Source organism: Paenibacillus glycanilyticus (assembly GCF_030161375.1).
GTDB lineage: Bacteria > Bacillota > Bacilli > Paenibacillales > Paenibacillaceae > Pristimantibacillus > Pristimantibacillus glycanilyticus_B.
Window position 1 is genome coordinate 700,060 of sequence record NZ_BSSQ01000001.1, and the last position, 14,612, is coordinate 714,671.

Below are 14,612 nucleotides of genomic sequence, written 5' to 3' on the forward strand. Positions count from 1 at the left end.
TCTCTCCCTATTCGATTAGTTAACGGTTACTCCGGCCTGATTGCGCGCTGCCGCATAACGGTTCTCCGGAACCGGTATACCCAGATTGCCGCGAAGCGTGTCTGCTTCATACTCGGTGCGGTACAATCCGCGCTCTTGCAGAATCGGAACAACCAGCTCGACGAAATCATCCAAGCCGCGCGGCGTAGCCGAAGCAATAATAAACCCGTCCGCCGCCTCCTCTTCGAACCATTCCTGCACTTTATCCGCTACAAATTCCGGCGTGCCGATGAAAGAGTTCCGCGGCGTTGCCGCCTGCAAAGCAACCTCGCGAAGCGTAAGCCCTTGCTCCTTCGCGCGGCGCTTAATCCGGTCGGTTGTACTGCGGAAGCTGTTGGAGCCAAAGTCGCCGAGGTCCGGGAACGGCGCGTCTAGTTCATATTGCGAGAAGTCATGATGCTCGAAAAATCTTCCCAGATGATCAAGCGCCTTCTCAATCGTAACGAGGCCAGCAATCTGCCGATACTTCTCTTCCGCCTCTTCCTGCGTACGTCCGATAATTGGCCCAATGCCTGGGAAAATAAGCGTATGCTCGGGACTACGGCCATTCTCGGCCACGCGGCGCTTCACGTCCCGGTAGAACTCCTTCGCCTCTTCGAGCGATTCCGGACCGGTAAACACGGCATCGGCCGTCTTCGCGGCAAGATTGCGTCCGCTCTCGGACGATCCTGCCTGGAATACAACGGGTTGACCTTGCTTCGAACGCGCGATATTCAGCGGGCCTTGCACGGAGAAGAATTCCCCGCTATGATCCAGGCGGTGCAGCTTCTCCGGATCGAAGAACACGCCGGTCTCTTTGTCGCGGACAAAAGCGTCGTCTTCCCATGAATCCCACAGACCCTTCGCAACCTCCAAGTACTCCTCTGCGATTCGGTAACGCTCGCTGTGCTCGGGATGCGGCTTGCCGCCAAAGTTAAGCGCGCTGCCTTCAAGCGGAGAAGTAACAACGTTCCAGCCTGCGCGGCCGCCGCTGATATGATCGATCGACGAGAATTGGCGGGCAACCGTAAACGGCTCGCTGTAGGAAGTCGACAGCGTCCCTACAAGCCCGATGTTGGAGGTAACCGCACCAAGCGCGGACAGGATCGTAATAGGCTCGAACCGGTTCAAGAAGTGGGGAATCGATTTGTCGGTAATGTACAGACCGTCGGCGATAAAGAGGAAATCAAATTTGCCTTCTTCCGCCTTAAGCGCCTGCTGCTTATAGAAACCGATATTGACGCTAGCATCCGCCGGAATATCGGGATGTCTCCAGCCCGAGCTGCTGCCGCCCACGCCATGAATAATCGCTCCCAATTTCAATGCTCTCTTCTTCGACATATACACTCCACCCTTATCTCCATTTTTGTCTGCCTCAATAAAATTCCGATATATCGAGATATCCCATCTGTTTAATAGGAATTTATCTTGGCAATACTCTAACACCCGGCTTTCGGCGGCACAATAGCATATAAATCTCTTCTATCGACTGTTAGGTATCATCTATGGGTCAGAGGTTTCGGCCGCAAAAAAAACACCAACTGCCGCGGCAATCGGTGTTTCTACCTACTATAACTATGATCCCGCAGCGAGCTGAACGAGCAGTCTGGTGCCGTGAACAAGCACGGACTCATCCAGATCAAACTTGGGCCGGTGTAACCCTTCCCTAATGCCAAGCGATTCATTCCCGCAACCCAGCAAAATAAAAGCGCCCGGCACCCGGTCCAAATACCAGCCGAAATCTTCTCCGGCCAAGCTTGGCTCAAGCTGCTGCCGCACATTCTCCCCGCCAAGCACGGCGGTGCCGGCGCGGATAACCTCTTCTACCGCTTCACCGTCATTCACAACGGCAATTCCTTCGCGGAGGGCAATATGGTAGAAGCCGCCATAGGCAAGCGATGCCGCTTGCGCATGACGTTCCAGTCCGGCCGAAATAGCCGCCACGGTCTGCTTGCTGAACGCGCGGAAAGTGCCGGTTATAACGCTTTGCTCGGCAATCGCGTTAATGACGGTACCGGCGCGCACGGTCCCGAAAGCAAGCACGGCTTGCTCCCGCGGATCAATGCTGTTTGCCATCATTCCGTTGACTCCGGCAATATAAGCGCCCGTCATTTGGATGGCATCCACCGCCAGATGAGGCGAGCTGTGATGGCCGTTTGTCCCTTGAAAGGTTACGTGAAAATGGGAAGAGGCAGCCATCGCATATAACGAGTGGATGCCAATCGTACCCGCATCAAGCTCGGGCCATACATGCAGGGCATAACAGCGGTCAACGCCTTCGAGTATGCCCGCCTCGATCATATCCCTTCCGCCGGAGAGCAGCCTGCCGTCCAGCGGACTTGACAGCGCTCCTTCCTCGGCAGGCTGGAAGACAAAGCGGATCTCCCCGGCAAAGCTCTCCCGGTAAGCCGCAAGCGTCTTTGCCGCGCCAAGCAGCATAGCGGTATGCGCATCATGGCCGCAAGCATGCATCACGCCGTCGACCGAGGATTTATAATCGGCATCGTTTAGTTCCGTAATCGGCAGGGCATCCATATCGGCACGCAGCAGAAGGGTCCGGCCGCCCTCGAGCCCGCCGCGCAGCACGCCTACTACGCCTTTACCAAAATGGGGGCCGACGCCCGTCCGGACGTCGATCCCCCATTCTTTCAGCAGCCCGGCAACCAACGCCGCCGTTCGATCCGTATCGTACAGCAGCTCCGGATGACGGTGCAGGTCGCGGCGAATCGCGATAAGCTCGTCATGCAGCGAACCCGCATACGCCATCATCTCCTCTATAGCTGCTTTGTTTATGTTCAGGCTCAAGCGTGTTCGGCTTCTTTCGCATAACGGTTAGCCGGAATTGGCAGGCCAAGATTGCCGCGCAGCGTATCGCCTTCATACTCGGTGCGGAACAAGCCGCGTGCCTGCAGAATCGGAACCACATGCTCAATGAAATCCTCGAGCCCGCGCGGCACCGAAGAACCAACCATAAAGCCGTCGGCAGCGCCGGCTTCGAACCACTCCTGTACCCGGTCCGCAACCTGCTCCGGCGTACCGATGAAGATAGGACGAGGAGTCGCAACCTGCAGAGCCACTTGGCGGAGCGTCAAGCCTTTCTCCTTCGCGTTGGCTTTGATTTTGTCCGTGCCGCTTTGGAAGCTGTTGCGGCCAAGATCGCCGAGTTCAGGGAACGGCGCGTCCAAATCGTATTGGGAGAAGTCGTGATGCTCGAAGAAACGTCCCATGTAGATGAGCGCATTTTCCGCCGATACAAGATCCACAACCTCCTGGTATTTGCGCTCCGCTTCTTCCTCCGTGCTGCCGATAATCGGACCGATGCCCGGGAAGACAAGAACGTTATCCGGATTGCGGCCAAATGAAACCGCGCGGCGCTTCACGTCTTGATAGAACGAAACCGCGTCTTCAACGGAATCATGGCCGGTAAAGATGGCATCCGCATGTTTAGCCGCATAGTCCTTGCCCACATCGGACGCTCCCGCCTGGAAAATAACCGGCTGCCCCTGCTTCGAACGGGCGATATTCAGAGGACCTTTTACGGAGAAGAACTCTCCTTCGTGATTAAGCGTATGCAGCTTGGCAGGGTCGAAGAAGACGCCGGACTCTTTGTCGCGGACAAACGCGTCGTCCTCCCACGAATCCCACAGGCCGCGCGTTACGTCCAGGTATTCCGTTGCGATCCTGTAACGCTTGTCATGGTCAGGGTGCTCCTTCTTGCCGTAGTTCAGCGCGGAGCCTTCAAGCGGGGAAGTAACGATATTCCAGCCTGCGCGGCCGCCGCTGATCACGTCGAGCGAACCGAACTGGCGTGCAACCGTAAATGGCTCACTATAGGAAGTGGAGAGCGTGCCAACAAGACCGATATGCTTGCTGACCGCCGCCAGAGCGCTTAAGATCGTAATCGGCTCGAAGCGGTTCAGGAAATGCGGGATCGATTTCTCGTTAATATACAGACCGTCGGCGATAAAAGCCAAATCAAACTTGCCGGCTTCCGCTTTCTCCACCCACGATTTGTACAGCTCGAAATTTACGCTTGCGTCGGACGGAATTTCCGGATGTCTCCACAGCGATGTGCTGCTGCCGACGCCATGAAGCATCGCGCCAAGCTTTAATTGTTTACGTTGTGTCATTACGCATTCCCTCCTTGCGCACGCGTAACGGTTACGGCCGGACCTTGGGCGATGTAAGCGGCTTTGATCCGGTCGATCTGGCCCAGGTGATGCTGCACATGCTTCGTGAAGCCTTGAATAATATCGCGGACGCGAACCGTTTCCCCTTTGAAGTTGATGCCCGTCTTATCCAAGTCCTGCTCGCTCAGTCTCCCAAACAGCAGACCGTTGTACTGCAGCAGCGCCCAGAATACGTTTAGAATATCGGCTGCATTGCCGTCATTGGAATGCTGACCCGACACCCACAGGTCCTGGTTAAAAGCCGGAAGCTGCGCTTTCGTATCCGCAAGAATGTCGCGAATTCGGAAGGATACCACGATATTATGATCCGCCAAATGGGACAGAACCTCGGTAATGCTCCACTTCGCTTCGCTTTCTTTCCATTTCAGCTCTGTTTCGTCCACCCCCGCTACAGCCTGGGTCAATTGAAGATGCGTATCAAGATAAGCCTGAATATCGATGGCGCTCATTGGAAGCCCTCCTCTAAATCATGCGGCTCAGCCGCGAAATGGGATAATGCGCGAACGGCCGTGCCGGCCAAAAAATCAGCGGCGATCGGCAACGCGCGTTCATCAAGATCAAATGACGGATGATGCCATTCTTGCGGTCCATCCGTACCTACGAAGACAAACAGGCCCGGAACCAGCTGTTGGTAGGCCGCAAAGTCTTCCCCGGCAAGCGAAGGCGTTGGACTAACCGGAAGCAGCTCCAGCTGCTCGGCTTCCCGCCATGCCAGCTCCGCCAGGCTCTCTTCGTTATAAACGGGCGGCGGTCCTTCCATCCAGCGAACGGCCGCCGTTGTATCGAAGGCAGCGGCAACGCCCGCTACCACCTGATCGAACCGTTCGCGAACCCGGCGGCGCACCTTCGGATCAAAAGTACGAACCGTGCCGTCAAGAACGGCCTTCTCGGATATGACATTCCACGCCGTTCCGCTGTTCAGCTTCGTCACGCTGATGACCGCGCTGTCTAGCGCGCCGACATTGCGGCTGACAACCGACTGCAAGGCGGTAACGATATGGGCAGCGGTCACAACCGGATCATTGCCGGCTTCCGGCACCGCGGCATGGGAACCGCGGCCCGCTACCTCAATCACAAAACCATCGGCTGCCGCCATTAGTGGACCGCTCTTAATGCCGATCGTGCCAACCGGCAGATTCGGTTTGTTATGCAGGCCAACTATCGCCCGCACGCCATCCAGCGCGCCGCTGGCGATAACCTGCCGCGCGCCTTGTGCTTTCTCTTCGGCCGGCTGGAAGATCAGCCGGACCGTTCCTTCCAGCTCTTGCTCGCGTTCTTTCAATAAGTACGCGGCTCCAATAAGGGAAGCCGTATGGAAATCATGGCCGCAAGCATGCATCTTGCCCGGCACAACCGAAGCGAACGGAAGCCCGGTCTCTTCTTGGATCGGAAGGGCGTCGATATCGGCGCGGAGCGCAATAACCGGTCTGCCCGTTCCAATCTCGGCGATTACGCCGGTCTTCAGCCCGTAATCCACCACCTGAATCCCTGCCGCTTCAAGCCATCGGCGAATTCGGACTGTCGTTTCAAACTCCTCATGGGATAACTCCGGATTCCGGTGCAGCTCTCTGCGGATATCGGTCAGCCGGCCCGCCAACAGAGCGGCGCTGCGGATTGTTGTATCGTTGCTCATTCGCCCACCTCACCTCCAAGCCTCAAGCCGTTACTTCGGCAAATGCCTCGCTAAGCAGCTCATAAGAGCGGATCCGCTTCTCGAACGGGGTAATATTCGTCGTTATTATAAATTCTTCTACGCCAGCTGCTTCCTGCAAGGCAAGCAGCTTGGCCCGTACCGTTTCCTTGGAGCCTGCCGCAATAAGCGGCTCTTTCTCTTCGATCGTGTACGCCTCCCCGGATTGCTGTCCGTAAGCTTCCGCTTGCTCCACCGTGCCGAGAGTCACCTTGCGGCCGCTGGCCAAATGCACCTTCACCAGCTTTTGCGGCGGAATCAAGCTTACCGCTTCCTCATCCGTATCCGCTACAATGGCGGCCAAGGCCAAAATCGCTTGCGGAGCAAATCCGAGTTCATAATTAAATTGCTTCTTGTAATGAAGAATGGAATCAATGGCAGCTTGCTCGTCTCCTCCGATGAACAGAGAGAACACATAAGGCAGACCAAGACTTGCAGCCAGCTCCGCGCTGTCGCCGGAAGCGCCAAGCACATGCAGCTCCGGCGCAACGGCCGGAATCGGCGTCGCTTTAAGTCCCGCAAGCGGTCCTTCTTCATCGGCGCGTCCCTCTACGTATCCTCGGAGCTCGACAATCTTGTCCGTAAGCGACAACGGGTTCGCGATGTTGCGCTGCAGCGCCTGCGTGCTGCGCGGCAATCCGCCCGGCGCGCGGCCTACGCCTAGATCAACGCGGCCCGGCTCAAGCGTTGCGAGGACATGGAAGTTCTCCGCAACCTTATAAGGGCTGTAATGCTGCAGCATGATACCGCCGGAGCCTACGCGGATTTTATTCGTGCGGGCGAGCAAATACGAGATCAGCACCTCCGGCGACGAACCCGCCACATGCTCGGAATCGTGATGCTCCGATACCCAGAACCGGCGGAAGCCAAGCTCTTCGGCTTTTTGCGCCAGCGCTACGGTGTGGGCGAATGCCTCAGAAGTGCTTTCCCCCGGATAAACCGGACTCTGATCCAAAATGCTTATTGTAATGGACATTATGTGTTCCCCTTTCACGTTCAAACTACCCTGCTAGATCGAATAGCTGTACTCCGATGTGTACCGCTTCAGGAATTGCTTGGTCCGCTCTTCCTTCGGATTGCCGAACAACTCGGCAGGAGGGCCTTCTTCGACGATCACTCCGCCGTCCATAAACACCACATGATTCGCCACATCCTGGGCAAACCCCATCTCGTGCGTCACGATAATCATCGTGATGCCTTCCTTGGCGATTCGGCGGATCACGGCCAGCACTTCGCCGACAAGTTCGGGGTCGAGCGCCGATGTCGGCTCGTCAAACAAGATCACTTCGGGCTCAAGCGCAAGCGCCCTTGCGATGCCGACGCGCTGCTGCTGGCCGCCCGACAGCTGGCTTGGATAAGCGTCCAGCTTGCCGCCAAGTCCTACCTTCTCAAGCAGCTCAACGCCGCGTTTGCGCGCCTCTTCCTTGCCAAGCTTTTTCACCACGATCAGTCCCTCGATGACGTTCTCCAGCGCCGTCTTATGGCTGAACAGATTGTACTGCTGGAACACCATCGCCGAGCGCTGGCGGAGCGCATAAACATCCTTTTTCCCCGCATGCCTCGCGTCCAGGGTGAAATCGCCGATCTGAATTCGGCCGTCCGCCGGCTTCTCCAAATAATTGATGCAGCGCAGCAGCGTGGTTTTGCCGGAGCCGCTTGGCCCGAGAATGGCAACAACCTCGCCTTTATTGACGGTAAGATCAATCCCTTTCAGCACCTCTTGGCGTCCAAACGACTTATGGATCCCGCTAAGCTTAATCATGCTACTCCTCCCTTGCTGTACACGCGGATTCTCTTCTCGATAAGACCGGTAAAACGTTCGATTAGGAAAGTTAATCCCCAGAATATCAAAGCGGCGGCGATGTAAGCCTCGAAAAACTTCCAATTCGTTGAAGCGACAATCTGCGCCTTGGCGTTCAAGTCTACAACCGACACGGTAAAAGCAAGCGTCGAGCCGTGAAGCATGCCGATCACCGAGTTCGACAGATTCGGCAGGCTGGCTGCCAGCGCCTGAGGAAATACGATTCGGCGGAGCGCCTGCGGCGTCGTCATCCCAATCGACCAAGCGGCTTCCATCTGTCCTCGGTCAACGGCCAGCAAGCCGGAGCGGACAACCTCGGACAAATAGGCGCCTGCCGTAATGGAGAACGAGATATAAGCGAATCCAATCATTGGTATTTTGGCGGAATTCCAGCCCAGATCGAATTGCGCGGACAAACCGTCTACAAGCATCGGCAATCCGAAATAAATGAGCAGCAGATGCGTCAGCATCGGCGTTCCGCGAATAAAAGTCACGTAACCGCCCGATAGTTGCGACAGCACCGGAATCCGGTAGATTCTAGCGAGCGCCGTTACCGTGCCGATCACAAATCCGATAGATACGGATACGAGAGTAATAAGGAGCGTAGTCGGAACAGCCGACCATAACTGCAGGAACGCGGTCCATATAAAACCCGGGTCAAGCTTCATAACGCGGCACCTCCTTTAATTCGCGGGTTAAGCCGCCCAAGGACAGGCGTTTGCGTTTTCTGCTGAAGAAACGGTTCTTCTCATTGCTATCCCGGCGCAGATGGCGGGACAACCGGCGTTCCGCGAGCAGCATAAGCCGTTCCAATGCAATGCTTATAACCAGATAAATAAGAGCAAGCGCCATATACGTTTCGATAAAATGCTGGGATAACGCGCCAAGCGTTTGAGCTTTGCCCGTCATCTCCATCACGCCCAGCGTAAAGGCAAGCGAAGTGTCCTTCAGCATCGCAATGACAAGATTGGAGAATACCGGAATCGCGATGGCGACGGCCTGCGGAAGCACAATCCGGGCAAAAGCCTGATACCCCGTCATGCCCACCGAATAAGCCGCCTCCACTTGCCCCCGGTTCACCGCCAGCACGGCCGCCCGGATCGTCTCCGAGACAAAAGCGGCCACATTAAGCCCAAACGTTAGAATGACGTAATAAATGACGGGAACCTTGGAAATATCGACGGAGACAAGCTTCAATATTTCCGGAAGCCCGTAATAGAACAGAAACAGCTGAATGAGAATCGGCGTGCCCCGGAAGAAGGAAACGTACACCATCGATACATTCCGAAGCACCGGTACGTTGTAAAGGCGGGGCAAGGCCACCAGAAAACCAATGAGCAATCCCAGCCCGATAGCGCCTGCCACGATTAATAGAGTAATATTCAGCGTACTCAGTAACTTGGGAATAAAATCGAATACATATTGAAGATCGAAGCCATATTCCATCTTGCGGTCTCACCTCTCATTACTGTCAGCATCTCAAACCTATTTCGCGCTGTCCTCCGTAAAGTCGCCGCCAAGCCATTCCGTGCTCAATTTGCCGAGCGTACCGTCTGCTTTTAGCTCCTTCAGCGCCCCATCTACCGCATCGGACAACTCTTGGCTTGCCGGATCATTCTTGCGGAGCAAGAACAGAATATCCGCCTCGGTCAACGTATCTCCCGTTGTCTTCAGCTTCGCTTGCGGGTCGATCAAGGACAATGTAAAGTCGGCTGCCAAGGTAGCGTCTACGCGGCCGCTCGTAATTTGGCTGACCGTATCGTTTGCCGCTCCGTTCTGGTACACAATATTGATTTTCTTGTCATGGTCCTTATTGTAATTCTCCAAAATTTGCGCTTGGGCGCTTGTTGCGCTAGCCAGTACTTTCTTGCCGGCCAGGTCATCAAGGGAGTGAATCGTGTCGTTATCCTTCGGAACAATGATTTTATTTCTCCAGTGGGCATACGGCACTGTGTTGAATAGGTATTTCGCTTCGCGCTCGGGATTTTTCTCCATCTCATGCGCAACAAGATCAATCTTGTTTGTTTCGAGGCTCAGCAGCAAGTTCGAGAATTCCATCGTTTGAATGTCGAATTCGTATTGCGGCAGATGTTTGTCGATCTCCCGAATGAGCTCAACGTCAAAACCAGTCAGCTTCCCGTTCTCGTCAATAAAGCATACTTGCGGGAAGCCCGTACCCGTGCCGATGACAACCTTCTTCACTTCGCCGCCGGCATTCCCGGATGCCGACACGTTAGCAGCGGCTTTATTGCCGTTTTGCGCCTTCGTATTGTCCGATTTATTGTTCGAGCCGCAGCCTGCTGCCACCAGAACAAGCGATAATGCAGCTGTAACGACCAATGCTTTTTTCTTCATCTTAAGTACCCCCGTCTTATTCATTAATTTGCCGTCGCCTGTTCTTCGCTTGCATTCGCAAAGAGCTCCGGGTTCACAACCTTGCGGAGCAAATGCATCGTTCCGTCGCCGTTGCCGGAGTCGAAGGAGCGGATGCTCTCGTAACCTCTGCGCTGGTACATCGGCAGTAGCCAGGGATGCTTCTCCGCCGTTCCTAGCGTTACCGCGTGCGCACCTTCCTGATCGCGGATAATCGCATTTTCAACCCAGGTGAGCAGCTTGTCGCCATATCCTTTGCCTTGCTCGCTCGGATGGACCGCAAACCATTTAATAAACGGCAGATCCGTTATGGCCTTCACCTCGTCGTTTCTCGACAACGTAATGGTTGCTACAATTACGCCGTCGGCTTCCAGCACATAACATTCGTTTTGCGTGATATTGTCGCGTATTTGATCCAAGCCGGCATTTGCCGCCGGCCATTTCAGCTCCAGCTCCCGAATGAGCGAATAAGCTTCGAACGTTACTTCGCGCAATCGCTCTGCATCTTGGACACCGGCTTGCCTAAACAATTCACTCATAGTTACACCCCTCGAAAATCTAATTGTATAATTCCTATAAACTTAGTATGAATTAAGCTGGTATAAATGTATCATCTACCCGCTTACCCGCGCTAATAGACTTTCTCTATTGATCGATTGATTATAGGGAGGGAAATGTACCGTTTAAATACTGTAAAAGCTTAGGTCATCCTTAGGAAGTAAAGCCTGAATATACTCCTCGTTTTCTCCGGTCAACGCAATCAGGTTCGTCTGCAGGGAGATCCCCTTCGTTTCTTCAATCTCGATCGGGATAAGCCTGCCCTTGCTGACCTCTTCCCTTGCGCATAAGCCCGGAAGGAAGCAAATACCTGCTTTTTGCATCACAAGCTTCTTCGCCGTCTCGGAATTATCCGCGTGAAACACGATATGGGGAGGCTGCTCCAAATGCTCGAATACCCGATGCAGCCGAAGCCAGTCGAGCGAGCCGCATTCGAAGAACACAAACGGCTGATCTTGGATTTCGTCGATCGACACCTGCCCCGCTTCGGCAAACGGATGACCCTCGTACACGTACAGCCGGATCGGATCATCGTAGTAGGAAAAAGACTGCAATGATGGATGGACAAGCTTTCGGACAAAAGCGATATCAATCTCCCGATCGAGCAGTTTTTTGACCAATTCATCCGAAGGAGCCGTCGTTAACTTGAAGGTTAGACGCGGGAATAACCGGTGCAATCGCGGCAGCAAATCCGGAATCAAATAGTTGGAGACAGATACGGTGCTGCCTATGCGCAGTTCCTGCGGACGGGCGCCTTTTTCCTGCAAGTGGAGTCGGCCTTTCTGAATCGTCTGAAGAATTTGCTGGGCGTAAGGCAGGAACTGCTTTCCCTTCTCCGTCAGCATTATTTGCTTGCCCAGCCGGTCGAACAGCCGGCAATCGAGTTCTCTCTCCAAAGTCTGAATGCGTGCGGTAACGGATGGCTGGGAGAGGAATAGCACCTCTGCCGCTTTATTAAAGCTGCCGTAGTGATTGACATACACAAAAGCTTCGATGTTCTCAATGTTCATTGGTAATCCCTCCAGGGCTGGTTCGATAGACTTTTTCTATATCGGCAATTAAATTATTTTTATCTTATCGGATTAATCGGAATTAGGGAATATGCAATCTGTAAAAAATTCCTAGACGACGGATGCAGACAAAGTTTTCAGCTCGCTCTATTCTCTTGTTCAGATGGCCCTATTTGTCGGATCCTAAGTAAATTTGGAACTAGTCATATTCCGTGAAAGCGCTTGTAAACATAGTACAGTCGGTCAGCTCGGGGCTAGGTTATGCTAACCGTCTTGACCAGCTGAAGGGAGTGATGAAACGGGTTTCATAATCATGCACAAACCTTAGGGTTAAAAAACAAGCGAACGGAGGCTGTTAGAAGATGACGCAAACGAGCCGTGTATCCAAGCTTTTGATTAGCGTAGCTTTACTGTTAGCCTTGTTAGTTGCGGCATTCCCTAACGCAAGTCATGCTGCCAGCGTCAATATTGCGAACGGGCCGGTCTGGTACGATACAACGGGCGGCACGATTCAAGCTCACGGAGGCAGCATTATTAAAGTCGGCTCCACTTATTACTGGATTGGCGAAGATAAACTGAATAACTCGGCTAACTTCTCGAATGTTGTCTGTTACTCTTCCACGGACCTGAAGAACTGGGCTTGGGTCAGCTACCCGCTTAAGAACACATCCGCCGCCGAACTCGCTTCGAGCAAAATCGAACGGCCCAAGGTTATTTATAACTCCTCGACCGGCAAATACGTCATGTGGATGCATTACGAGAACGGCACGAATTACAGCCTGGGAAGAGTAGCCGTAGCGTCAAGCTCCTCGGTCTGCGGAAGTTATACATATCACGGCAGTTTCCGTCCGATGAATTATGAGTCGCGCGATCTGACCGTGTTCAAGGACGACGACGGTACGGCTTATCTCGTCTCTGCCTCGAACAAGAACGGCGGCGCCAACGATACGATGGCGATTTTCCAGCTGAGCTCGGATTACCTTAGCGTTGATTCCTTCAAAACTTGGTACTCGGATAACGGCTACCGGGAAGCTCCTGCCGTTGTGAAGCAAGGCGGCAAATACTTCCTGATTACTTCCCAGGCATCCGGCTGGTACCCGAACCAGGGAGGTTACTCCACCGCCACTTCGATGGCAGGTCCATGGACCGCTGTCCAGCCGCTTGGCAACCCGTCGACTTTTGCTTCGCAATCGACTTTTATTTTGCCGATCCAAGGAACTTCCGCGACCTCCTATCTGTACATGGCCGACCGGTGGAACTCTAGCGCGCTTGGCGATTCCCGGTATATTTGGCTGCCTCTCACCTTAAACGGGTCCAGCGGAACGGCGTCTCTGGAATGGTATAGCAGTTGGAATCTCGATGCCGCTACCGGTTCGATCACCTATCCATCAACCTTAACGAATTTGTCGCAGGGCAAGACCGCAACGGCGAGCTCCTCCGCCTCCGGTTACGCGCCAAGCCTGGCCAACGACGGGAATTATCAAACGAGCTGGAAAGCATCCGCCGCCACATGGCCTTCTTGGTGGCAAGTGGATTTGGGCGCTACGAAAAACGTCAGGGAGATCGATATTTCCTGGTACATGGTGAAAGGCTCCGAAGGTTATCACCAATACAAAATCGAATACAGCACGAACGGAACCAGCTACACGACGATAGACCGAACGAGCAATAAGACGTACGGATTCACGACCGACAGCGTCAACTTCTCCGCGCGGTATATCCGAATCCAGCTCGTCAACGCCGTGCTCTGGAATAATCCAAGCAACTGGTACACGCCTACTTTATGGGAAGTTAAGGTGCTAGGCAGCTAGATAACGACGGCGGCACGGGAGGAGAATTGCCTGTGCCGCCGTATCTGCATAGACGGGACAAAATCTGCGGGAATCTATCAAACTGCACAAAATCGAGCGAGTCAAACCGGCCGGTCATCCGTTACACTGGGGAGGAACATCCGAAACGGGAGGCCATGGATAACGATGAAGCTGGAAACGATTAAACTCGCGATTAGCAACGGAGCAACCTTAACGCTTTATTTGCACGACATTATGGAACTTAGAGAACAAGCTCGACCGATCATTCTGATCACGCCCGGCGGAGCCTATAGTTTCTGCTCCGAACGGGAAGCGGAACCGGTGGCGATCTCTTTCTACAACGCCGGCTATCACGCGGCAATACTCCGTTATTCATGCCTGGAGGAAGCTAGAAACATGCAGCCGATGGCGGAAGCGCTCGAATCCATCCGTATCTTAAGAGAACATGCGGAGGAGTGGCATATTGCCGGGGACAAAATCGCGGTATGCGGCTTTTCGGCAGGCGGACATTTGGCGGCGGCAACCGGCACGATGTGGAACGAACCTGCTCTAATGGAGCGGCTGAACTATACCGGGGATGCGCTGAAGCCTAACGCCATGATTCTTGGTTATCCCGTCATTACATCCGGGGAATTCGCTCACCGGGGTTCGTTCTATAATATTAGCGGCTCTCGCGTGGATGACGAAATCTCGGGCTTCTATTCCATTGAAAAACGCGTGAACAGCGATACTCCCCCTACCTTCATCTGGCATACGGAAGACGATCCAGCCGTTACGGTAGAGAATGTACTGCTTCTGATCAGCGCTTTGCGCAAAGCTGAAGTATCGTTTGAATGCCATATTTTTAACAAAGGCCAACACGGCTTGTCCATGTGCAATCAAGAGGTAAATACGCCAAATGCCCACTGCGCCCATTGGTTTGGCTTATGCCTCGAATGGCTGGATTCCATCGGGTTTGGTTTGGAGTAAATTTGGAATAGTAAGAACGACTTGGGACACCGGGTCGTTCTTTTTTTATGGGATGCGCTCGCCGGGCACCGACCGGCCCTGTAGCAGGCTTTTTGCCTGCTACTGCCCGGACTAGCTTTCTCGCCCGGCACCCACCGGCCCGGTAGCAGGCTTTTTGGACCTCTGTCAAGAAAGTGGACACTGAGTTAGTGT

General features: G+C 54.1%; 14 protein-coding genes. 2 read left to right on the top strand and 12 right to left on the bottom strand.

Annotation, left to right across the window (positions count from 1 at the left end; all coding sequences use genetic code 11):
* Positions 1 to 15 precede the first annotated feature (15 nt).
* From QQK89_RS02905 to QQK89_RS02960, 12 genes are all read right to left on the bottom strand, one after another.
* Positions 16 to 1,359: an LLM class flavin-dependent oxidoreductase gene (locus QQK89_RS02905; RefSeq protein WP_284236915.1), complete on the bottom strand. Its 1,344-nt coding sequence runs from the start codon at positions 1,357 to 1,359 to the stop codon at positions 16 to 18.
* 234 nt (positions 1,360 to 1,593) lie between these two features.
* On the bottom strand, positions 1,594 to 2,823 hold the full coding sequence (locus tag QQK89_RS02910) for a M20 metallopeptidase family protein (protein ID WP_284236916.1): 1,230 nt from the start codon (positions 2,821 to 2,823) through the stop codon (positions 1,594 to 1,596).
* On the bottom strand, positions 2,820 to 4,148 hold the full coding sequence (locus QQK89_RS02915) for an LLM class flavin-dependent oxidoreductase (protein ID WP_284236917.1): 1,329 nt from the start codon (positions 4,146 to 4,148) through the stop codon (positions 2,820 to 2,822). The genes QQK89_RS02910 and QQK89_RS02915 overlap by 4 nt, the downstream gene beginning before the upstream one ends.
* Positions 4,148 to 4,657, bottom strand: a complete 510-nt coding sequence (locus QQK89_RS02920; RefSeq protein ID WP_284236918.1) for a DinB family protein — start codon at positions 4,655 to 4,657, stop codon at positions 4,148 to 4,150. Before QQK89_RS02920 ends, QQK89_RS02915 begins: the two co-directional genes overlap by 1 nt.
* Positions 4,654 to 5,841, bottom strand: coding sequence for an amidohydrolase (locus QQK89_RS02925; protein ID WP_284236919.1), 1,188 nt, complete (start codon positions 5,839 to 5,841; stop codon positions 4,654 to 4,656). Before QQK89_RS02925 ends, QQK89_RS02920 begins: the two co-directional genes overlap by 4 nt.
* A gap of 22 nt (positions 5,842 to 5,863) precedes the next feature.
* The gene (locus QQK89_RS02930) at positions 5,864 to 6,874 is read right to left on the bottom strand and encodes an LLM class flavin-dependent oxidoreductase (RefSeq protein WP_284236920.1); all 1,011 of its coding nucleotides are present in this window, start codon (positions 6,872 to 6,874) and stop codon (positions 5,864 to 5,866) included.
* A gap of 33 nt (positions 6,875 to 6,907) precedes the next feature.
* On the bottom strand, positions 6,908 to 7,660 hold the full coding sequence (locus QQK89_RS02935; protein ID WP_284236921.1) for an amino acid ABC transporter ATP-binding protein: 753 nt from the start codon (positions 7,658 to 7,660) through the stop codon (positions 6,908 to 6,910).
* Positions 7,657 to 8,367, bottom strand: coding sequence for an amino acid ABC transporter permease (locus QQK89_RS02940; RefSeq protein WP_284236922.1), 711 nt, complete (start codon positions 8,365 to 8,367; stop codon positions 7,657 to 7,659). The genes QQK89_RS02935 and QQK89_RS02940 overlap by 4 nt, the downstream gene beginning before the upstream one ends.
* A complete protein-coding gene (locus QQK89_RS02945) occupies positions 8,357 to 9,145 on the bottom strand; it encodes an amino acid ABC transporter permease (RefSeq protein WP_284236923.1) in 789 nt (262 codons plus the stop codon). Before QQK89_RS02945 ends, QQK89_RS02940 begins: the two co-directional genes overlap by 11 nt.
* A 39-nt stretch (positions 9,146 to 9,184) precedes the next feature.
* Positions 9,185 to 10,054: a transporter substrate-binding domain-containing protein gene (locus tag QQK89_RS02950; protein ID WP_284236924.1), complete on the bottom strand. Its 870-nt coding sequence runs from the start codon at positions 10,052 to 10,054 to the stop codon at positions 9,185 to 9,187.
* A 23-nt stretch (positions 10,055 to 10,077) separates the two neighbouring features.
* Positions 10,078 to 10,611, bottom strand: a complete 534-nt coding sequence (locus QQK89_RS02955) for a GNAT family N-acetyltransferase (RefSeq protein WP_284236925.1) — start codon at positions 10,609 to 10,611, stop codon at positions 10,078 to 10,080.
* 144 nt (positions 10,612 to 10,755) lie between these two features.
* Complete coding sequence (locus QQK89_RS02960) at positions 10,756 to 11,640, bottom strand: LysR family transcriptional regulator (protein WP_284236926.1); 885 nt, start codon at positions 11,638 to 11,640, stop codon at positions 10,756 to 10,758.
* Positions 11,641 to 12,002: 362 nt separating this feature from the next.
* Between QQK89_RS02960 and QQK89_RS02965 the strand changes: the two genes are divergently transcribed.
* Positions 12,003 to 13,451, top strand: coding sequence for a family 43 glycosylhydrolase (locus QQK89_RS02965; RefSeq protein WP_284236927.1), 1,449 nt, complete (start codon positions 12,003 to 12,005; stop codon positions 13,449 to 13,451).
* Between the two features lie 165 nt (positions 13,452 to 13,616).
* Positions 13,617 to 14,420 (top strand): alpha/beta hydrolase, encoded by an 804-nt coding sequence (locus tag QQK89_RS02970; protein ID WP_284236928.1) that lies wholly within the window; start codon positions 13,617 to 13,619, stop codon positions 14,418 to 14,420.
* Positions 14,421 to 14,612 lie beyond the last annotated feature (192 nt).

What these genes read in the sequence shown, in the direction of transcription:
- QQK89_RS02905 (WP_284236915.1), bottom strand. Translation starts at nt 1,359, where the DNA reads ATGTCGAAGAAGAGAGCATTGAAATTGGGAGCGATTATTCATGGCGTG.
- QQK89_RS02915 (WP_284236917.1), bottom strand. Translation starts at nt 4,148, where the DNA reads ATGACACAACGTAAACAATTAAAGCTTGGCGCGATGCTTCATGGCGTC.
- QQK89_RS02920 (WP_284236918.1), bottom strand. Translation starts at nt 4,657, where the DNA reads ATGAGCGCCATCGATATTCAGGCTTATCTTGATACGCATCTTCAATTG.
- QQK89_RS02925 (WP_284236919.1), bottom strand. Translation starts at nt 5,841, where the DNA reads ATGAGCAACGATACAACAATCCGCAGCGCCGCTCTGTTGGCGGGCCGG.
- QQK89_RS02930 (WP_284236920.1), bottom strand. Translation starts at nt 6,874, where the DNA reads ATGTCCATTACAATAAGCATTTTGGATCAGAGTCCGGTTTATCCGGGG.
- QQK89_RS02935 (WP_284236921.1), bottom strand. Translation starts at nt 7,660, where the DNA reads ATGATTAAGCTTAGCGGGATCCATAAGTCGTTTGGACGCCAAGAGGTG.
- QQK89_RS02940 (WP_284236922.1), bottom strand. Translation starts at nt 8,367, where the DNA reads ATGAAGCTTGACCCGGGTTTTATATGGACCGCGTTCCTGCAGTTATGG.
- QQK89_RS02945 (WP_284236923.1), bottom strand. Translation starts at nt 9,145, where the DNA reads ATGGAATATGGCTTCGATCTTCAATATGTATTCGATTTTATTCCCAAG.
- QQK89_RS02950 (WP_284236924.1), bottom strand. Translation starts at nt 10,054, where the DNA reads ATGAAGAAAAAAGCATTGGTCGTTACAGCTGCATTATCGCTTGTTCTG.
- QQK89_RS02955 (WP_284236925.1), bottom strand. Translation starts at nt 10,611, where the DNA reads ATGAGTGAATTGTTTAGGCAAGCCGGTGTCCAAGATGCAGAGCGATTG.
- QQK89_RS02960 (WP_284236926.1), bottom strand. Translation starts at nt 11,640, where the DNA reads ATGAACATTGAGAACATCGAAGCTTTTGTGTATGTCAATCACTACGGC.
- QQK89_RS02965 (WP_284236927.1), top strand. Translation starts at nt 12,003, where the DNA reads ATGACGCAAACGAGCCGTGTATCCAAGCTTTTGATTAGCGTAGCTTTA.
- QQK89_RS02970 (WP_284236928.1), top strand. Translation starts at nt 13,617, where the DNA reads ATGAAGCTGGAAACGATTAAACTCGCGATTAGCAACGGAGCAACCTTA.